The sequence below is a fragment of the Sphingopyxis macrogoltabida genome (assembly GCF_001307295.1).
In the GTDB taxonomy this organism is placed as follows: Bacteria; Pseudomonadota; Alphaproteobacteria; order Sphingomonadales; family Sphingomonadaceae; genus Sphingopyxis; species Sphingopyxis macrogoltabida_B.
This window is the reverse complement of record NZ_CP012700.1, coordinates 2,673,399-2,692,189: the sequence shown is the minus strand read 5'-3', so window position 1 is coordinate 2,692,189 and position 18,791 is coordinate 2,673,399. Positions and strand designations below refer to the sequence as shown.

Genomic DNA, 18,791 nt, shown 5'->3' with positions numbered 1-18,791 from the left:
TTCCGGACTCACCTCCCAGGAAGGGCGATGATGAGCAACAAGGTCGAAGCGATCGATGCGGCGGAGGCCGCGAATCCTTGGGAGCTTTACGGGGCGGGGCAGCGGCGAACGCTGCTGTTCATTCTCTTCCTGACCGGCACGTCCAACTATGCCGACCGCAATGTGATCGGCGTCCTGCTCGAACCGATCAAGGCCGAATTCGGCGTCTCGGACACGATGCTCGGGCTGCTGACCGGGCTGGCCTTTGCGATCTTCTACGTCACGGTCGGGCTGCCCATCGCGTGGCTCGCCGATCGCGGCAACCGGAAGAAGATCATCGTCTGGTCGCTCACCGTGTGGAGCATTATGACCGCGCTGTGCGGCGTTGCGCAGAATTTCTGGCAACTGGCGCTGGCGCGGGTCGGGGTCGGGGCGGGGGAGGCGGGGGCGGTGCCCCCCGCGCAGAGCCTGATCGCCGATTATTACCCGCCCGAACAGCGGGCCGGCGCGCTCGGCGTCTATATGATGTCGTCGATGGCGGGTTATATCATCGGCATGACCGCCGGCGGCTGGGTCGCGCAGCATTATGGCTGGCGCGAGGCTTTCCTCGTCATCGGCCTGCCGGGTTTCCTGCTCGCCGTCGCGGCGCATTTCGTCCTGCGTGAGCCCCGGCTCCAGGCCGGCTTCGCCGTCGCTCCCGAAGCGACCGAGGATGCGCGGCAAAGCATCAAGCTGCTGCTCGCCAAGCCCGCCTATCGCAACATCGTCTATGCGCTCGTCGTCTATTTCCTGATGGCCTATGGCGCGCTGGTCTTCACCGCTTCGTTCATGATCCGGGTGCATGGGCTGACCGTGGCCGAGGCGGGCGGGCTGTTCGGGATCATGTCGGCGGTCGGCGCGGTGGTCGGCAATCTCGGCGGCGGCAAGCTCGGCGACTATCTGGCGAAACGCGATATCGCGTGGGTGGCGAAGTTTCCGGGGCTCGCGCTGATCGCGGCGCTGCCGCTTTATGTCGGCTCGTTCGCCATGGGTTCGGTGGCCCTGATGATCCCGCTGTCGCTGATTGGCGGCATATTGCTGACGGGCGCGGTCCCGACGATCTTCGCGGCGCTGCACGTCATTTGCGGCAGCAAGCGGCGGGCGATGGCGGTCGCGCTCGCCTTCTTCTTCGCCAATCTGATCGGGCTCGGGCTCGGTCCGGTCCTTGCCGGGGCGATCAGCGATCATATGGCGCAGATCTACGGCCCCGCCGAAGGGTTGCGCTATGCGCTGATGATCATGTCGCTGACCTTTCTGCCGGCCGGGATCTTCATGTTGCGTGCGGCAAAATATCTGAAATCCGACCTCGAAGAATGATCGCGGGAGCACGCCATGATTGAAAAGGACATGCGCGAAACCCGCGCCGCGCGCGACGTGGCTGCCTTTTACGGCGCGCTCTTCCGTCCGGGTACCGATGATCTGTGGACGGGCGCCGATCTCGACCTGACCCCCGACGGCGGCAGCGTGCATTTCGCGGGCCAATATTTCCCGGGGAGGCTCGAGGACGGGCCCGCCAGCACAATTTGCCGCCTCGACCTGCGCGACGGCATAGTCCATCGCATCGCCCCCGGCCGCCTACACCGCAACGCGCCGGACGGACGCGCCGCCTATATCGCGACCGGCCACGGCGGGTGCGAGCGGCTCGTCATCTTGTCCGAGAGCGGCGAGCCGCTGGTTTCCATTCCGCTCGAAGCGCGTGTCGAGGCCCTCGCCTGGTCGCCGGGCGGCAGCGGCCTGCTGATCCTCGGCGCCGATCCCGGGGCGGACGTTTCGGGCGCCGAGGGCGGTTATGTCCTGCGCGGCGGGGCGTCGGGGCCGAGCTGGCTGCCCGAGGTCGCGGCGTCCGACGCGCAGGATCTCTGGCGGCGGCTCTATCGCTGGTCGGACGGTGCGACGGCGCTGCAAGCGGTGACCCGGCCGCCGGTCAATGTGTGGGAAGCAGCGTGGCTCGGCGAAGAGCGCTTCGCCGTGATTGCGAGCGATCATCACGGCGAGGGAAGCTGGTACGAAGCGACGCTGCGCATCATCGACGCGAAGACCGGCGCCGAGGAGGCGCGACACGCCCCCGTCGAGCAGATCGGCGTACCCGCCGGCTCGCCCGACGGGCGCTACTGGGCCGCGATCGAGGCCTTTTGCAGCGATCGCGGGATCGTCTGCGGTTCGGTCGTGCTGGGCGAAGGGGAGGCACGGCGCGTCCTCGATACCGGCGGGGTCGAGGTCTCCGATGTTCGCTGGCGAGACGAGCGCCGCCTGCTGTTCGCGGGCGTGCGCGAAGCGCAGACGGTGGTGGGCGAGATCGACGTCGCCACCGGCGAACGGCACGAGCATTGGTCCTCGGACGAGCAGACGATCGGCGGCTGGTATCCCAAAGCGATTCCCGCGCCCGGCGGCGCCGCGCTGGCGGTGATCGAAGGCTATGCCAGCCCGCCGGCGATTGCGCGCCTTGCAAACGGAGGGGCGGACGGGCTCGCCGAGTTCGCGCCCTTGCCGGGACCGGCGATTCCCGGGACGATGCGTTACCATAGCTGGACCGGGCGCGACGGGCTGGAGATCGGCGGCTGGCTGGTGCTTCCCGATGGCGATACGGCGAATCTGCCGTTGTTCGTCGACATTCACGGCGGGCCGGTCTGGGCACATCGCAACCGCTATGCGGCGGCGCTGCGGGCGGGCCCCGTGCTGGTCGGGAAGGGCTATGCGCTATTGCTGCCGAACCCGCGCGGTTCGGGCGGGCGGGGGCAGGATTTCGCGCGCCGGGTTCACCGCGACATGGGCGGTGAGGATATGCACGACTATCTCGCCGGCATCGACAGCCTTGTCGCGGCGGGGATCGTCGATCCGTCGCGCGTCGCGGTGTCGGGCACCAGCTATGGCGGTTTCATGAGCGCCTGGCTCGTCACCCAGACCGATCGTTTCGCCGCCGCGATTCCGATCTCGCCGGTCGCGAACTGGTACAGCCAGCATTATGCGTCGCAGATTCCGTGGTTCGACCAGACGCTGCTTGACGGCTCGCCGCGGCGGCCGGGCGGGCAATATTTCGACCGCAGCCCGGTTTTCTTCGCCGAAGGCGCGACGACGCCGACACTCGTGCTGGCCGGCGGGCGCGACAAGAACACGCCGACCGGGCAGGCCGTCGAGTTCTTCGGCGCCCTTTCGGAGGCGGGCGCGACGGCGGCGCTCGCCGTCTATCCCGACGACGGCCACAGCTTGCGGGGCTATCCGGCCTATCCCGACTCCGCCGCGCGGATCGTCGACTGGTGCGAGCGCCATATCGCGACGGGAGGAATCGACTGAGGCAGCGGCGCCAAAGCTCCCGATTTCGGGTGCGATAGCTCGTCATCGGTGTGGCGGTCGCTACGCCGCAAGTAAACTGTTGCTTTTTAGCCACTAATCGCAGGGAAAATCGGCGCTCGCTGCGGGCCCGCGTTGACGCGCGGCGCTGCTCCATTACAGCGGCCGTTCACCGGCGGGCATCTCCCGTTCAGGCCGTACGGCCGCGCTTCGCCGGTTTTGGAGAGAGGTATCGTCATGACTTTGCGCAACATCCTGTTGGGCGCCACCATGCTGTGCGCCGCGACCACCCCTGCCTTTGCCTACGCCCAGGACGCCGCGCCCGCCGATGATACGGCGACCGCGAACGACGCCGACTATGGCAATGAAATCATCGTCACCGCCAGCAAGCGTTCGCAGACGCTGCAGGACACGCCGATCGCCGTGTCGGTGACCTCGGCGGCCGACATCGAAAATGCGGCGATCCGCGACCTCATCGACCTGCAGTCGGCAGTGCCGAGCCTGCGCGTGTCGCAGCTCCAGTCCAGCGCCAACACCAACTTCATCATCCGCGGCTTCGGCAACGGCGCCAATAATGCCGGTATCGAACCGTCAGTCGGCGTGTTCATCGACGGCGTCTACCGTTCGCGTTCGGCCGCCCAGATCGGCGACCTACCGAACCTCGAACGCGTCGAAGTGCTGCGCGGTCCGCAGTCGACGCTGTTCGGCAAGAATGCCTCGGCGGGCGTCATCAGCATCGTCACGCAAAAGCCGCAGTATGAATTCGGTGGCGCGATCGAAGCGAGCTACGGCAATTACGATGCGATCACCGTCAAGGGCAATATCACCGGCCCGATCAGCGATACGGTCGCCTTCTCGCTCGCCGGCAACTACAACCGCCGCGACGGCTATGCGCGCGATCTCAACCTCGACACCGACGTCAACGATCGCAACCGCTGGGGCGTGCGTGGCCAGCTTCTGTTCGAACCGACCGACGCGCTGTCGATCCGCCTGATCGGCGATTATGACAAGATCGACGAAAATTGCTGCATCGCCGGCAATGTCATCGCCGGCCCGACCGTCGCGATCACCAACGCGCTCGCCGGCGGCCCCAGCGTCGACGCCAACAATCCCTTCTCGTACAACGTCTACAACAATTTCCTGTCGACGAACGAGATCGAGAATTACGGCGGTTCGGCGCAGATCGACTATGATCTCGGCAAGCTCGCGCTGACCTCGATCACCGCCTATCGCGAAGTGCGCGCCAACACGAACCAGGATTCGGACTTCACATCGGCCGACCTGATCGGGCAAAACAGCCAGCAGCTGGGCATCGACACCTGGACGCAGGAAGTTCGCCTGACCTCGGACTTCGACGGTCCGATCAACTTCCTGCTCGGCGGCTATTATTTCAACGAGAAGATCAAGCAGAAGAACGACATCCGCTTCGGTGAGGACTTCCGCCCCTATGGCAATGCGCTGATCCAGGCCGCGAGCGGCGGAGCGCTGAGCGTTCCCGCGCTCGAGGCCGCTCTTGGCGCCCCGTCGGGCAGCTTCTTTCGCGAAGGCGACGGGCTCGACGAGGCCTATCGCCTGAAGAACACCGCCTGGTCGATCTTCGGTACGGTCGATTTCGAGGTTACCGATCGCCTGACGCTGTCGGCCGGCGCGAACTACACGCAGGATCGCAAGAAGTTTGCGACCAACGTCATCAGCACCGATACTTTCTCGGGTATCGACCTTAACGATCCGGCGTTTGCCGGTTTCCGCAACCAGCTCCTGCTCGGTGGCGCGCTGCAGCAGGCGGGCGTCAATCCGAACGATCCGGCTGCGGTGTTCGCGTTCGCGACCAATCCCGCCACTGCGGCAACCTTCCAGGCGTTCCAGGCCTTTGCCAACGCCAACCAGAACAATCCGGCGGCGAACCCGCTTAATGGGTTGAAGCCGTTCCAGTTCCTGCCGCCGTTCCTCAACCTGCCGAACAGCGTCGAGCCGGGGAAGACGAGCGACAACGATCTCGCCTGGAGCGTCCGCGCGTCGTATGAACTGACCGACACGGTCAACGTCTATGCGACCTATGCGACGGGCTTCAAGGCAAGCTCGGTCAACCTGTCGCGTGACAGCCGTCCGCTCGCGAGCGACCTGGCCGCGATCGGCGCGGCCGGCCTGGCGACTCCGAACCTCGTTTCGGGTTCGCGCTTTGCGGCTCCGGAAGAATCGGAAGTCTATGAAGTCGGGCTGAAGGCGAACTGGTCGGTCGCGGCGCTGAACCTTGCCGCGTTCAAGCAGTCGATCAAGGGTTTCCAGTCGAACATCTTCACCGGCACGGGCTTCGCTCTTGCCAACGCCGGCAAGCAGTCGACCTGGGGTGTCGAGTTCGACGGCTCGGTGCGTCCGGTCGATGGGCTCAACCTGACGCTCGCAGTGACCTGGCTCGATCCGAAGTATGACAGCTTCATCAATTCGGCGTTCGGCGATATCTCGGGCACCATGCCCGCGGGTATCCCCGAACTGACGATGGCCGCCGGCGGTACCTATACGCATGAATTTGCGGGCGGGACCAAGGCGATCTTCCACGTCGACTATCATTATGAAAGCCCGGTCCAGATCGTCGAAGGCCTCACCGGGCTGCCGGCAAGCGTTGCGCAGAACCTGAAGCGCGAAGTCAACCAGCTCAACGCGTCGTTCACCGTCGCGCTGACCAACGGCTTCGAACTCGGCGTGTGGGGCCGTAACCTTACCAATGCGACCTACCTGACGACGATCTTCCCGGCCGTCGCCCAGGCGGGCAGCGTCTCGGGCTATCCGAACCAGCCGCGCACCTATGGCGTGACCGGCCGCTTCAAATTCTGACCGGAAGCGGCCGGAGCAATGCTCCGGCCGCCCGGACAGCAGGCAAAAAAATACCCCGGCTTCCCGATCGAGAAGCCGGGGCTTTTTGTTGACGTTGCCGCCGGCTTTTAGAACCGCACACCCGCCGCGATGCCGTAGCGGCGCGGTTCGAGAGTGAAGATGTTGGTGTAGTTACCCGACGACTGGTCGGTGATGTACAGGCCGGTGACGCTGTTGGCGTTGAAGATGTTCTGGATGAACCCCTTCACGAACCATTTGTCGTCGGCACCGTTGAGCTGCAACTGCGCGTTGACCTGGGCATAGCCCTTGATCCGGTTGACGTTGCCGTTGAAGATGCTGCCATAGCTTTCGCCGGTATAGGCAAGGTCGACGCGCGGGACGAGGGTCATGTCGCCAAGATGCGCGGTATATTGCACGCCCGCGCTGAACTTGTAGTTCGGCGCCTGCGGCAACTCGTTGCCCTTGATGTTGACCGGTATGCCCGCGGTGAAGACCTGGATCCCGTTCGGGTCGAACAGGTTGCCCGCTGCCGCGGCATAGCTTTGCAGTACGCCGCAGATGCTGAACGCGCCGGTCGATGCGATCCCGCCATCGGCGGGGAAGCTGGTCGTCCCCTGCAATCCCGCGCCCGGACGGATGTCGCCGGCGCCGATGGTGCCGTCGCCATTGACGTCGATACCTGCGTTGATCGCATTGTTGACGAAGTTGACGAAGGCATTGCTGCCCGCGGCATTCCCCGACGTTCCCGGTGCCACGGCGCAGTTCGCGGCGTTGGTGATGTCCTTGATGATGACCGCATCGGAACGGCCGCCGCCAAAGTCGCGCGGGTTGCTGGTGAACTTGTCTTCGGTGACTTTCGTGTGAAGGTAGCTGAAGCCGAGGTTGATGACCCAGTCCGGATCGGGGCGGACCATGCCTTCGATTTCGAAGCCGTAGATGTCGGCGTCGACATTATCGTTGACCGCGGTACGCGCGACGATCTTGCTGAGCTGCAGCTTCTTGTACTTGTAGTAGAAGGCCGTCAGGTTCAATTGCAGCGCGCCGTCGCCGAAGGCGTTCTTCGAACCGATTTCGAACGCGTCGACCTGTTCGGGCTGGAACGATTCGGGGACTTCGAAGATCGGCTGCAGCGGCGGGTTGATGCCGCCCGATTTATAGCCGCGCGAATAGGACGCGTAGAGCAGGTTGTCGTCGGTAATCTTGTAGTCGACGACCGCACGGCCGGTCCATTCGTTGAACTTCACGCTGCGGCGTTGTTCGAGCTGGTTGCCCGGCGTGCCGGGATCGGCGTCGAATGTCACCACGAAGGGCGAATCGAACGCGGTTCCGGTCTGTCCGAACGGAACAAGGAAGCTTGCCAGCGTCGAGCGGGCGACGACGGCTTTCTTGTCGTTGTTGTAGCGTAGGCCGAGCGTCAGCTTCAGCTTGTCGTTCACCTCGAAATAGGTTTCGCCGAAGATGCCGTACGACTTGATCTTCAGGTCGCCCGTGTTGTTGCGGAAGAAGGGCGTGCCGAGGAACGACGGCGGCAGGCCGTTGGCGAAGGAGTTGAACGCGCCGAGCACCCCCGTCAGATAATCGATCGGGAAGGCGTTCACATAATAGCTGTTCTCGGTCAGGTGATAGTCGGCATAGATGCCGCCGATCAGGAAATTGAACGGACCGTCAAGGTCGCTGGTCAGGATGCTTTCGACCGACCAGCTGCTGTTATACTGGTTCGACCGGTCGAATTGCAGCGACTGGTCGCTGCAGATCTTGTTGCCCCCGAAGCTGCCGAAGCCGCTTTCCTCGGCCAGCGAGGTGCAAAGCTGCCCGGCCGGCCCGTCCGGAATGATTGCTGCGGCAACCGGCGCGAAATAGGCCTGCAGCGCCGGGCCAAGCGCTCCGCTCGCCGCCGCCTGCAGCGTGCCGAGGCCGCCCGCGTAGAGCGAGCGGTCGCCGACGTTGCTGTTATAATCCTGCGACGCGTCGAGCTTGACCTTTTGATACTGGCCCGAGACCTGCAGCGAGACCGGCCCGAAATCATGCTCGATCTGCCCCTGCAGCGTCAGTTCGCTTGTGAAATAGTTGGGCGTATAGGCGGTGTTCACCGTCCGCGGGTCGGCGGGGATCGTCGTATTGCCATATACGTCGGGACCATAGAGGCTGCCGAGCGCGAACGCCGCCGGAATGCCCTGCGTCGCGAGGAATTCGCGCGATGTCAGCGCGGCGGTGAAGGTCGAATTGCCGTTGAACGGCGAATTGTCGAGCCGCGTGTTCAGGCAGCCGAGGATGCCGGTCGGATCGCGCTGGCAAAGCTGTTTCTGGATACGGGTGCGCTGATCCTTTTCGCGGAAATAGGACCCCATCAGATCGATGGTCGTGTTGTCGGTCGGTTCCCAGCGCAGCGAGCCGCGGACCGAATAAAGATCGCGATCGTCGATGCGCGTATTGAGGAAGGTGTTCTTCGTATAGCCGTCGCGGTTGAGATAGATGCCCGCGACGCGAAGGGCGATGGTGTCGCCGATGGGAATATTCACCATCGCCTTGCCCTTGATCGAATCATAATTGCCATATTCGCCTTCGGCCGCCGCCTCGAACAAGCCGAGCTTCGGCTTGGCGGTGATCACATTGACCACGCCCGACGTCGCATTGCGGCCGAACAGCGTACCCTGCGGCCCGCGCAGCACTTCGATGCGTTCGAGGTCGAAAAACTCGGTTTCGAACAGGCGGGTCGAGAAGAGCGGGTCGCCGTTGAGGTGGATGGCGGTCGCGCTGTCGCAGGTCGTGCCGACGCAAAGGTCGCCGATCCCGCGGATGGTAAAGCTGGCGCCGGTGAAGTTGGTCTTGGTGAAGGTAACGTTGGGTAGCGTCAGCTGAAGATCCGACGGCGTCTTGATCTGCTGTGCTTCGAGCGCTTCGGACGAAAAGGCGCTGACCGCGATCGGCACGTCCTGCAGACGTTCCGACTGGCGCTGCGCGGTCACGACGATTTCGCCGCCGAACGCGTCCCGTTCGGTTTCGGCCGGTGCATCCTGCGCGAAGGCCGGCGTCGCCACCGTCATCGCAAGGATCGAGGTTCCGATCAGTGCTTTGAACTTCATCTATATCCTCCCTTTTTCGAACCCGGGGGTGCGGGGCCGCCCAAACTCAATTTGTGGTAAGGGGAGGGGGTATGACCAGGCGTGGCGAAAGGCGCCCGGCCGAAACGGCCAGGTGCCCGTGCTTATCCCACCTGCCAGCTGCGCTGGTCATCGTCCTCTCCCACCGGCGTCGGGGAACACGCCGGCCTCTCCGGATTACGACCCGCTTGAGCGAGTTCTGTAATGCAATGAAGGTGCGCCGAGTTGACGAAAGCGTCAAGCCACTTGTTGGGGCAGAAAAACGACATGAAAAGACCCAAGTTCCGGGGGTTGAAAAGCTCCGATTCCGCAACGTAAACTTCGCCGCTGCGATGAAAATCTTCGCCTGCCGGGGTTGCGCATGCGCGATTTCGCGTCGAAATGTGCGACATGATAGCAACAGTGAAAGCGGTGCGATGACGAAGGTGGAACTGGGACCGGATGGCAAGCCCGTCGTGCCCGAGGAGGTGCTGGGCGCGGTCCGCACGCTGATCGAATGGGCAGGCGATGATCCGTCGCGCGAGGGGCTGCTCGACACGCCGCGGCGCGTTGCGCGGGCGTGGCTCGAATATTGTCAGGGCTATGCCGACGACCCCGCCATCCACCTGTCGCGCACCTTCGAGGAGGTCGGCGGCTATGACGAGATCGTGATGCTTCGCGACATCCCGTTCCAGTCGCACTGCGAACATCATATGGCGCCGATCACCGGCAAGGCGTCGATCGCCTATCTGCCGAGGGATCGTGTCGTCGGTATTTCGAAGCTGGCGCGGGTGCTCAATGGCTATGCCCGCCGGTTGCAGGTGCAGGAACGCCTGACGGCCGAGGTCGCGAAGTGCATCTGGGATAATCTTCAGCCGCATGGGGTCGCGGTGGTGATCGACGCGCAGCATGGATGCATGACCGGGCGCGGCGTCCGCACGCCCGGCGTCGGCATGGTGACAAGCCGGCTGCTCGGCAGCTTCCTCGACGATGAGCGCAGCCGCAAGGAAGTGCTGGCCTTGATGGGATATTGAGCGTCGGGTTGCGGCCGTTAGGCCAACTCTTATCCGTTCGCATCGAGCGAAGTCGAGATGCCCCTCGGGCTGGGCACAACCTCGAAGCGTGTCTCGACTTCGCTCGACACGAACGGAAACGGGACAGTCTGGATACCACCCCAAAACCGCCATCGGCCAAGCCTCTGTCACAAAGAAAAAGGCTCCGGAACAAGGGTTCCGGAGCCTTTTCTGTCTGTTGCGGGGAGAAGGGGCTTAGGCCTCTTCGTCCTCGTCCGCAGGGGGAGCTTCCTCGGCGGCGACTTCCGACGGCGGGGTGGCTTCCTCGAACTCGTCTTCGCTGTCGGGTTCCAGCGCCGAAGCAACGGCTTCGGCCTGTTCTTCCTCGAACATCGCGGCGATGACGTCGATGCCCTGCTTCTGCATTTCGGCTTCGTCGGGCGAGCGTGCGACGTTGACGCCGACGGTCACGGCGACTTCGGGGTGCAGCTTCACCTTGACGTCGACGAGGCCGAGCGCCTTGATCGGGCGTTCGAGTTCGACCATCGCCTTGGTGACGCCAGTGACGCCGTCTTCGATCAGCGCATCGACGATGTCGCGAACCGAAACCGAGCCGTAGAGCTGGCCGGTGTTCGACGCCTGACGGATCAGGACGACCTGCTTGCCGTCGATGTCCTTGGCGCGGCCTTCGGCGTCGGTGCGACGCTCGGCGTTGTCGGCCTCGATCTTCGAACGGTTGGCTTCGAACAGCTTGCGGTTCGCGTCGTTCGCGCGCAGCGCCTTGTTGTTCGGCAGCAGGAAGTTACGGGCAAAGCCGTTCTTGACGGTGACGACGTCGCCGATACCGCCCAGTTTCTCGATACGTTCGAGCAGGATGATTTCCATGACGCTGCTCTCCTTACTTCACAATGTAGGGAAGCAGGCCGATGTGGCGGGCGCGCTTGATCGCCTTCGCCAACTCACGCTGCTTCTTGGTGGACACCGCGGTGATCCGCGACGGGACGATCTTGCCGCGCTCCGACAGGTAACCCTGGAGCAGGCGGACGTCCTTGTAATCGATGACCGGTGCGTCCTTCTGGCTGAAGGGGCAGGTCTTGCGGCGGCGGAAAAAGGGTCGTGCCATGATGCTGTTCCTTTATTCTTCGCCGTCGCGGTCACGGCCACGGCCGCCGCGGCGTTCCTGCTTGCGCATCATCACCGACGGACCCTTTTCGAGTTCGTCGACCTTGATGGTCAGCCAGCGGATGATATCTTCGTTGATCGCGGCCTGGCGCTCGATTTCCGCGATGGCTTCGCCCGACACTTCGGCCGAGAGCATCACATAATGGCCCTTGCGGTTCTTCGCGATCTTGTAGGCGAGCTGCTTCAGGCCCCAGGTTTCGGTCTTGTGAACCTGGCCCTTATACTCGCTGATGACGTTGGTGACGGTTTCCGCCAGCGCATCGACCTGAGCCTGGCTCAGGTCCTGACGCGCGATAAAGACATGCTCGTAAAACGGCATGGGTAGCGTCCTTCGATTTGGCCGATCGCTGGTTCCGCGCCAATCGCGAAACCCCTCCGGCTGTCGTCAAGTCTTGCGTATTGGTGCAAAACAAACGGGGCGACAGGCACAAGGCCTCGCCCCGAATGAGGGCGCCTATACAGATTCGCGGCGAGAAATCAAGCGCGCGCGGCCAGCTTTTCCAGCAATTCCTGCCCGAATTCGGTCAGCGTGTCGTCGCGTGCGCCAAGGATGAGAATGCGGTCGCCCGGCTTCGCTTCGTCGAGCATCGCCGCGCCACACGCCGCGCGGGTCGTCAGATGCACTGCATCGCCGCCGCCCGCGATGATATCGGAGACCAGCGCCTCGCTGCCGATGCTGCGGTCGACGGTGCCGCCGAAATAGACCGGATCGCAGACGAAAAGCCGGTCGTCGGAGCGCATTCCCGCGGCGAAGCTGGCGGCGAGTTCATTGCCCATCTGGCGCAGCGGGCCGTAACCGTGCGGCTGGAAGAAGAGCAGTGCGCGGCCGGGAAGTTCGGCGACGGCGGCGAGCGTCGCGGCGACCTTGTCGGGATTGTGCGCGAAATCGTCGATCACCGTGACGCCATTCGCCTGTCCCAGCACCTCGTAGCGGCGCGCGAGGCCGGCGAAATCGGCGAGCGCGGCGACCGACTGGCCGACCGGAATGTTCACCGCGCGCGCCGCCGCGATCGCTGCGAGGGCGTTGGCGGCATTGTGGCGGCCGGGCATGCGCAGGCGAACCTCGTGGCGGTCGCCGGCGAAGCTGACGGCAAAGCGGCAGCCGTCGGGCAGCGCCTCGAAATCGCTGCCCCGGATCGCGGCGGCATCCGAAAAGCCGAAACGCATGACGTTGCCGCCGGCCAGCAACGGGGCGGATTCAGGATCGTCGGCGTTGATCACCGCGATCCGTGCCTTGGCGACAAAATCGCCGAAGAGCCGGTGCAATTCGTCGAGACTCTTGTGGTCGAGGCTGATGTTGGTGACCACCGCGACATCGGGCTGATAGAGCGCGATCGAGCCGTCGCTTTCGTCGACTTCGCTGACATAGGTCGCAGCTTCGCCGACCAGCGCGCTCGCGAAGGGCATGGTGTCGTTCGCAAAATTGCGCATCACGGCGCCGTTCATCACGGTGGGCTTGCGGCCCGCGCGTTCGAGAATCCACCCGATCATGCCCGTGACGGTCGACTTGCCGCTGGTACCGCCGACGCCGATTGCCCGTTCCGCCGCGTTGAACAGCGCGGCATTGAGGTCGGCGCGCGTCATCCGGGGGAGGCCGAGAGCGTTTGCCGCCGCGACATCGGGAACGCTGTCCTCGACCGCCGCCGAAGCGACCAGCGTCTGACCTGCCTGCGGTCCGCTGCCGTCCTGCGGGAACAGCGCGATCCCGCGGCTTTCGATCCAGCCGAACTTGTCGGGGGAGCGGCCCTGATCGCGGCTGCGGTCCGACCCCGAAACGGCGCTGCCGCGCGCCGCGACGATCATCGCGAGCGGCAGCATGCCCGACCCGCCGATGCCGCAGAAGAAATAGGATTTGTTTTCGGCCATCGCGGCGCGATATGGCTTTGATGAAGGGTTTGCAACCTAGGGCGACACTCCCTTGCCCGTTCGCATCGAGCGAAGTCGAGATGCCCCTCGGCCATGCTTTGTGACGATGGGTGTCTCGACTTCGCTCGACACAAACGGAATCAAAGGTCGGCTTATGCGCATCGGGATCGTCGCCCCTTCAACACCTATTTTACCGGACGATGCGGAAGCGGTGCGGGCGATCGCGGCACTTGGCTATCCCGATGTCGAGCTGGAATTCGACCCGCAATGCTTTGCCGTGCACGGCCATTTCGCCGGCGAGGACGGGCATCGTTTCGCGGCACTGGTCGAGATGGCGAACCGGCCCGATATCGACGCGATCTGGTTCGCGCGCGGCGGTTATGGCGCGTGCCGGATCGCCGAGGATGCGGTGGCGGCGATGACCGATGTCGCACGGCGGAAGGCGTTTCTCGGCTATTCGGATCAGGGCAATCTGCTCGGTGCGCTCTATCGGGAGGGTTTCGACCATGTCGCGCACGGTCCGATGGTCGCGGATATCCGGCGCGAAGGGGGCGATGGGGCGGTGACGCGTGCGCTCGACTGGCTCGTCGCGCGCGATCCCGCGGCATGCGAACCGGGCCTTGCGCACGGCGCGCGCCACGCGGCGTTCAACCTGATGACGCTGTCGATGCTGCTCGGTACCCCGCTCGAACCCGATCTTTCAGGGCATGTGCTGCTGGTCGAGGAGGTCAGCGAATATCTCTATGCCTTCGACCGCGCCTTTTTCCATGTCGCGAGTTATCTGGCCCCGCGCGGTCTCGCGGGCATCCGCCTCGGGCGGGTGAGCGACGTCCCCGAAAACGACCGGCCGTTCGGCATGGACGCCGAGGAAATCGCGCAGGACTGGTGCGCGCGGACCGGCATTCCGTGGCTCGGCCGGGCCGACATCGGTCACGATGCGGCGAACAAGGTCGTGCCCTTCGGCTTGCATCGCGCCGGGTGAAGGAATAGGCGCGGGCCAAATCGAAAATCCATCAGGGGACGCATCATGCGCGCATTCATCTTTCCAGGTCAGGGCAGCCAGGCGGTCGGCATGGGCAAGGCGCTTGCCGACGCATCGCCGGTCGCCCGCGAAGTGTTTCAGGAGGTCGACGACGCGCTCGGCCAGAAGCTGTTCCTGCTGATGAGCGAAGGGCCCGAGGACCAGCTCACCCTCACCGAAAACGCCCAGCCGGCGATCATGGCGAACGCGATCGCGACCTTGCGCGTGCTCGAAAAGGAAGGCGGCGTGACGCTCTCGGGCAAGGCCGATTATGTCGCGGGCCACAGCCTCGGCGAATATAGCGCGCTCTGCGCTGCCGGAGCCTTCGACCTTGCGACCACCGCGCAGCTGCTGAAGACGCGCGGGCAGGCGATGCAGGCGGCGGTGCCGGTCGGCGTCGGCGCGATGGCGGCGCTGCTGGGCGCCGATATCGAGACGGCGCAGAAGCTCGCCGACGCCGCTGCCGATGGTGAGGTCTGCACGGTCGCGAACGACAATGACCCGTCGCAGGTCGTGATCTCGGGCCACAAGGGTGCGGTCGAGCGCGCGGTCGCGCTGGTCAAGGACTTCGGGATCAAGCGCGGCGTGCTGCTCCCGGTGTCGGCGCCCTTTCATTGCCCGCTGATGCAGGCGGCGGCAGATGCGATGGCCGAGGCGCTGGACGCGAACCCGCCCGCCTCGCCGCTGGTGCCGGTGGTCGCGAATGTGACTGCCAGCCCGGTCAGCGATGCCGACGCGATCCGCGATCTCCTCGTCCAACAGGTCACGGGCCGCGTCCGCTGGCGCGAAAGCGTCGGCGCGATGGAAGATATCGGCGTCGCGCAATTCGTCGAATTCGGCGGCAAGGTCCTGTCGCCGATGGTGAAGCGCAGCGCTGCGGGCGAGGTCGAGACGATCAGCGTGATCTCGATGGATGACATCGAGGCTTTGCTCAAGACGCTCTAATTCACGGGATTCAGGAGAATATAGATGTTCGATCTCACCGGCATGACCGCCCTCGTCACCGGCGCCTCGGGCGGCATCGGTTCGGCCATCGCGCAGGCGCTCGCAGCGCAAGGCGCACGGCTTGCGGTGTCGGGTTCCAATGCGGAGAAGCTGAACGGTTTTCGCGACAGCCTTGGCGGCGATCATGTCGCTTTGCCGTGCAATCTCGGTGATGCGGCGGCGGTCGATGCGCTCGTGCCTTCGGCAGTCGAGGCGTTGGGGCAGCTCGATATTCTCGTCAATAACGCCGGGGTTACCCGCGACAATCTGATCCTGCGGATGAAGGACGACGAATGGTCGGACGTCATCCGCATCAACCTTGAGGCCAATTTCCGCCTCGCGCGCGCGGCGGCCAAGCCGATGATGAAGGCACGTTTCGGTCGCATCATCTCGATCACCAGCGTCGTCGGCGCGACCGGCAATCCGGGGCAGGCCAATTATGCCGCGTCAAAGGCCGGCGTCACCGGCATGACGAAGGCGCTGGCGCAGGAACTCGCGAGCCGCGGCGTCACGGTGAACTGCGTTGCACCGGGCTTCATCGCCACCGCGATGACCGACGACTTGCCCGACGCGCAGAAGGAAGCGCTCAACCAGCGCATCCCGGCCGGGCGGATGGGCGAGGGAAGCGATATCGCGGCCGCAGTCGTCTATCTCGCGTCGAAGGAAGCCGCCTATGTGACCGGCCAGACGCTGCACGTGAACGGCGGGATGGCGATGTTGTCCTGATGGACGGGGCGCTAGGAATGGCGATGTTGAAATCTATTTTGTCGGGCTCGTTGCTTGCTGCGGCGGCGTTTCCTACGATGGCCGCCGCACAAGACGGTGAAAAGCTGGATTGTATTACCCGCACCGCTGCCCCCGAATTGAAAGCGTCGATCGTCGAGACGACGGTCCGTTCAATGAGGGAAGGACAAGAGTCTGTAGCGGCAGAGAAAAAGGATGCCCTAGCGGCCCGCTTTTGGCAGGTCATCACTAACTGTGCGGCCAAGCAGAGTGTGGATCGAGAGGAATCGTCGCACTATTTCGACTACAGTCACGCTCGGATCATGCGTGAATGGGTGATGGCTCAGGCTAAAGAGATTGGAGTATCTTTTGATCTGGTTGATAAGATATTCGATTTCGGTCCCGGTCGAACCAACGCCGATTTCATAGGCATTGCTTTAGACGAGCGCCTTGCTGACGTCCGTACAGCCTATCTTGCTAGAGGAGTCGGTCTCGATCAACTGGACGGGAAAGTCTTTGAACAGGTCGGAATCTATGTCGTCGTTACACCCATCTATTGGAATGCGCGCAAGGCATTAGGTCAATAGCTAGCGATGCTCGATTCATTGAATCGGCTTAGCTCGATTCATTGAATCGGCTTAAAAACTCGCCCGCGCGGTGAGGCGGAGATCGCGGCCGGACAGCGGCACATAATCCTTGGTGAAGCTCGCGTGGCGGCGTGCTTCGACGTCGAAGATATTGTTCGCCGACAGGCTCAATGTCAGGTTCTTCGTATCGGGAAGCGGGCGCCAGCTCAGCGAGGCATTGACGAGCGTGAAGCCGTCGGTCGGCGTCTCGAACTGCGCGGTGCGCGTCTGGTCGTCGGTCCATTCGACCTCGACCCGCGCATCGACCCGTTCGCTCTGCGCTTCGATCCCGCCGAGGATGCGCAGCGGCGGAATGCGCGGCACGTTGCGGTCGAGGCCGGCATTCTTGATCTTGGCGCGGGTCATGTCGGCAGTCACGTCGCCGACGATGTTGAAGCCGCCGATCTGCGCCAGCCGCGCGCTCGCCTCGGCCTCGAAACCATAGACGCGGGCATCGCGCTGGAAATATTGGAACACGGGCAGTTCGTCCTCTTCGGCGCCGGTCGCGGCCGAATAGATGAAATTGTCGAACCAGTTCGAATAGCCCGTCAGGCTGAGGTTGAACGCGTCGGTCTTGATCTTGAACGAGGCTTCGGCGCCCCAGTTCGCTTCGCGCTTGAGGTTCGGATTGCCGACCTCATAGCTCTGCGTCGCGATGTGCGGACCGTTCGAGAGCAGTTCCTCGGCCGACGGTGCACGAACGGCACGCGACACCGAAACCCCGATCTTGGCGCCGTCGAACACATCGTAGGTTGCGCCGAGCGCGCCCGAGAAGCTGTCGAAATTGCGGTCGAAGCCGACCGTTTGCGCACGCACGCTTGTCTTTTCGTACCGCGCCGCCGCTTCGAGCCCGAGCGGGCCCGCGGTATATTCCTGCAGTGTGAACAGCGCGAACTGGTCGGTCAGGTTCCGCGGCACGAACGCCTCTTCGCCCACCGCGTCGAAATCGCGGTGGCTGTACTGCACGCCGCTCGCCCCGCGCCAGCCGCCGCGGTCGCTCTGCGCCAGTTCGATCCGGCCTTCGACGCCCTTGTTGGTGAAGATGGTGCCGACCTCTTCGCCCTCGAATTCTGTGTGCTTGTAATCGGCAAAGCCCGCGCGGATCCGCAGCTTATCGAAGAAGCCGTCGCCCAGTTCGACCTCGCCGCGCAGGTCGGCGCGCCATTGCTTCATGCCGATGGTGACGGACCCCTCGCCATGCTCGTGGCCGCCCTCTTCTTCTTCGCCGCCATGGTCATGTTCGGTGTTCGGTCGGTCGGGCACGCCGTAATTGGTGTCGAAATAGCCGATCGAAATGCCAAGCTGGCCGCCGTCGTTGATCAGCGAAATGCCGCCGCCGGCGGTCCAGGTCTCGCTTTGCGTATTGTCGATCTTGCCGCGCTTGCCCGCCTGCGCGGTCAGTTCGGCCGCTTCGTCGAGATGGCCTTCCTCGACTTCATGTTCGGCAAGATGGAGCAGGTCGCCACGGATATCGGGAGCATAGACGAATCCGCCGGTGCGGGCGTCGCCCGTCTTGCGCCAGCTTCCGTCGAGATGCGCCACGATCTGCGAACTCAGCGCGACATCGATCGAACTGCCGATGTTACGGTCGTTCGCCGCGGTGGCATAGCCGCCGATCGCATCGACATGGACATGGTCGGCCGGCACTTTCCGGGGGATCCGGCGGTCGAACATATTGACCGCGCCGCCGATCGCCTGGCTGCCGAACAACAACACCGCGGGGCCGCGGAGGATTTCGATACGCTCGACGGTCAGCGGATCGATGGTGACCGCATGGTCGGCGGAGGTGTTCGAGGCGTCGATCGAGCCGATGCCGTCGGTCAGCACGCGGACGCGCTCGCCCGAAAAGCCGCGCAGCACGGGGCGCGAGGCGCCGGGGGAGAAGCTGGTCGCCGACACGCCGGGCTGCCGAGTGAGCGTGTCGCCGATCTGCCCGCGAATGTCGCGCGCCAGTTCGTCGCCTTCGAGCACCGAGACATTGCCGAGAATATCGAGGCTGCGCACATAAGGTGCGGTGACGACAATCGGTTCGCCGGTGTGAACGTCGTCGTTGCTGGCGCCGCGCCGGTCCTGCGCGATGGCAGGCGAGGCGAGGACGGCAAGGGCGACGGCGAGACTGGAGCCGGCGGTGGAAAGCAGACGCATCGGTGAAAAATCC

At 64.1% G+C, this 18,791-nt stretch carries 14 protein-coding genes; 8 read left to right on the top strand and 6 right to left on the bottom strand.

The window, feature by feature from the left end; genetic code table 11:
• The first annotated feature begins 30 nt into the window (after nucleotides 1-30).
• The 3 genes from AN936_RS12645 to AN936_RS12635 all read left to right on the top strand — a co-directional run bounded on the left by AN936_RS12645 (nucleotide 31) and on the right by AN936_RS12635 (nucleotide 6,138).
• Nucleotides 31-1,335, top strand: coding sequence for a spinster family MFS transporter (locus AN936_RS12645; protein ID WP_158500084.1), 1,305 nt, complete (start codon nucleotides 31-33; stop codon nucleotides 1,333-1,335).
• Between the two features lie 15 nt (nucleotides 1,336-1,350).
• Nucleotides 1,351-3,309, top strand: coding sequence for an alpha/beta hydrolase family protein (locus AN936_RS12640; protein ID WP_054588475.1), 1,959 nt, complete (start codon nucleotides 1,351-1,353; stop codon nucleotides 3,307-3,309).
• A gap of 234 nt (nucleotides 3,310-3,543) precedes the next feature.
• Nucleotides 3,544-6,138: a TonB-dependent receptor gene (locus AN936_RS12635; protein ID WP_234715553.1), complete on the top strand. Its 2,595-nt coding sequence runs from the start codon at nucleotides 3,544-3,546 to the stop codon at nucleotides 6,136-6,138.
• 107 nt (nucleotides 6,139-6,245) lie between these two features.
• On the opposite strand, the gene AN936_RS12630 is transcribed toward AN936_RS12635, so the two are convergent.
• On the bottom strand, nucleotides 6,246-9,221 hold the full coding sequence (locus tag AN936_RS12630) for a TonB-dependent receptor (RefSeq protein ID WP_054588473.1): 2,976 nt from the start codon (nucleotides 9,219-9,221) through the stop codon (nucleotides 6,246-6,248).
• Between the two features lie 434 nt (nucleotides 9,222-9,655).
• On the opposite strand from AN936_RS12630, the gene folE reads away from it, so the two are divergent.
• Nucleotides 9,656-10,252 (top strand): GTP cyclohydrolase I FolE, encoded by a 597-nt coding sequence (folE, locus tag AN936_RS12625; protein WP_054588472.1) that lies wholly within the window; start codon nucleotides 9,656-9,658, stop codon nucleotides 10,250-10,252.
• 234 nt (nucleotides 10,253-10,486) lie between these two features.
• Here the strand turns inward: folE and rplI are convergent, their stop codons facing one another.
• The 4 genes from rplI to AN936_RS12605 form a co-directional block, all read right to left on the bottom strand.
• Entirely contained in the window at nucleotides 10,487-11,116 is a 630-nt protein-coding gene (rplI, locus tag AN936_RS12620; RefSeq protein ID WP_054588471.1) for a 50S ribosomal protein L9, read from the bottom strand.
• 13 nt (nucleotides 11,117-11,129) lie between these two features.
• Nucleotides 11,130-11,354, bottom strand: a complete 225-nt coding sequence (gene rpsR, locus AN936_RS12615; protein ID WP_054588470.1) for a 30S ribosomal protein S18 — start codon at nucleotides 11,352-11,354, stop codon at nucleotides 11,130-11,132.
• 12 nt (nucleotides 11,355-11,366) lie between these two features.
• A complete protein-coding gene (rpsF, locus tag AN936_RS12610; protein ID WP_054588469.1) occupies nucleotides 11,367-11,732 on the bottom strand; it encodes a 30S ribosomal protein S6 in 366 nt (121 codons plus the stop codon).
• Between the two features lie 158 nt (nucleotides 11,733-11,890).
• Complete coding sequence (locus AN936_RS12605; RefSeq protein WP_054588468.1) at nucleotides 11,891-13,279, bottom strand: Mur ligase family protein; 1,389 nt, start codon at nucleotides 13,277-13,279, stop codon at nucleotides 11,891-11,893.
• Nucleotides 13,280-13,433: 154 nt separating this feature from the next.
• Here AN936_RS12605 and AN936_RS12600 point away from each other — a divergent pair, with 154 nt between their 5' ends.
• Genes AN936_RS12600 through AN936_RS12585 form a run of 4 tightly spaced genes read left to right on the top strand, consistent with a single transcriptional unit; the run spans nucleotide 13,434 to nucleotide 16,594 of the window.
• On the top strand, nucleotides 13,434-14,261 hold the full coding sequence (locus AN936_RS12600) for an LD-carboxypeptidase (protein WP_054590273.1): 828 nt from the start codon (nucleotides 13,434-13,436) through the stop codon (nucleotides 14,259-14,261).
• A 45-nt stretch (nucleotides 14,262-14,306) separates the two neighbouring features.
• Complete coding sequence (gene fabD / locus AN936_RS12595; RefSeq protein ID WP_054588467.1) at nucleotides 14,307-15,245, top strand: ACP S-malonyltransferase; 939 nt, start codon at nucleotides 14,307-14,309, stop codon at nucleotides 15,243-15,245.
• A gap of 24 nt (nucleotides 15,246-15,269) precedes the next feature.
• Entirely contained in the window at nucleotides 15,270-16,010 is a 741-nt protein-coding gene (fabG, locus tag AN936_RS12590; RefSeq protein ID WP_054588466.1) for a 3-oxoacyl-[acyl-carrier-protein] reductase, read from the top strand.
• A gap of 17 nt (nucleotides 16,011-16,027) precedes the next feature.
• Complete coding sequence (locus tag AN936_RS12585) at nucleotides 16,028-16,594, top strand: hypothetical protein (protein ID WP_149037659.1); 567 nt, start codon at nucleotides 16,028-16,030, stop codon at nucleotides 16,592-16,594.
• A 51-nt stretch (nucleotides 16,595-16,645) separates the two neighbouring features.
• Here AN936_RS12585 and AN936_RS12580 read toward each other — a convergent pair whose 3' ends face one another.
• Nucleotides 16,646-18,778, bottom strand: a complete 2,133-nt coding sequence (locus AN936_RS12580) for a TonB-dependent receptor (RefSeq protein WP_054588464.1) — start codon at nucleotides 18,776-18,778, stop codon at nucleotides 16,646-16,648.
• Nucleotides 18,779-18,791 lie beyond the last annotated feature (13 nt).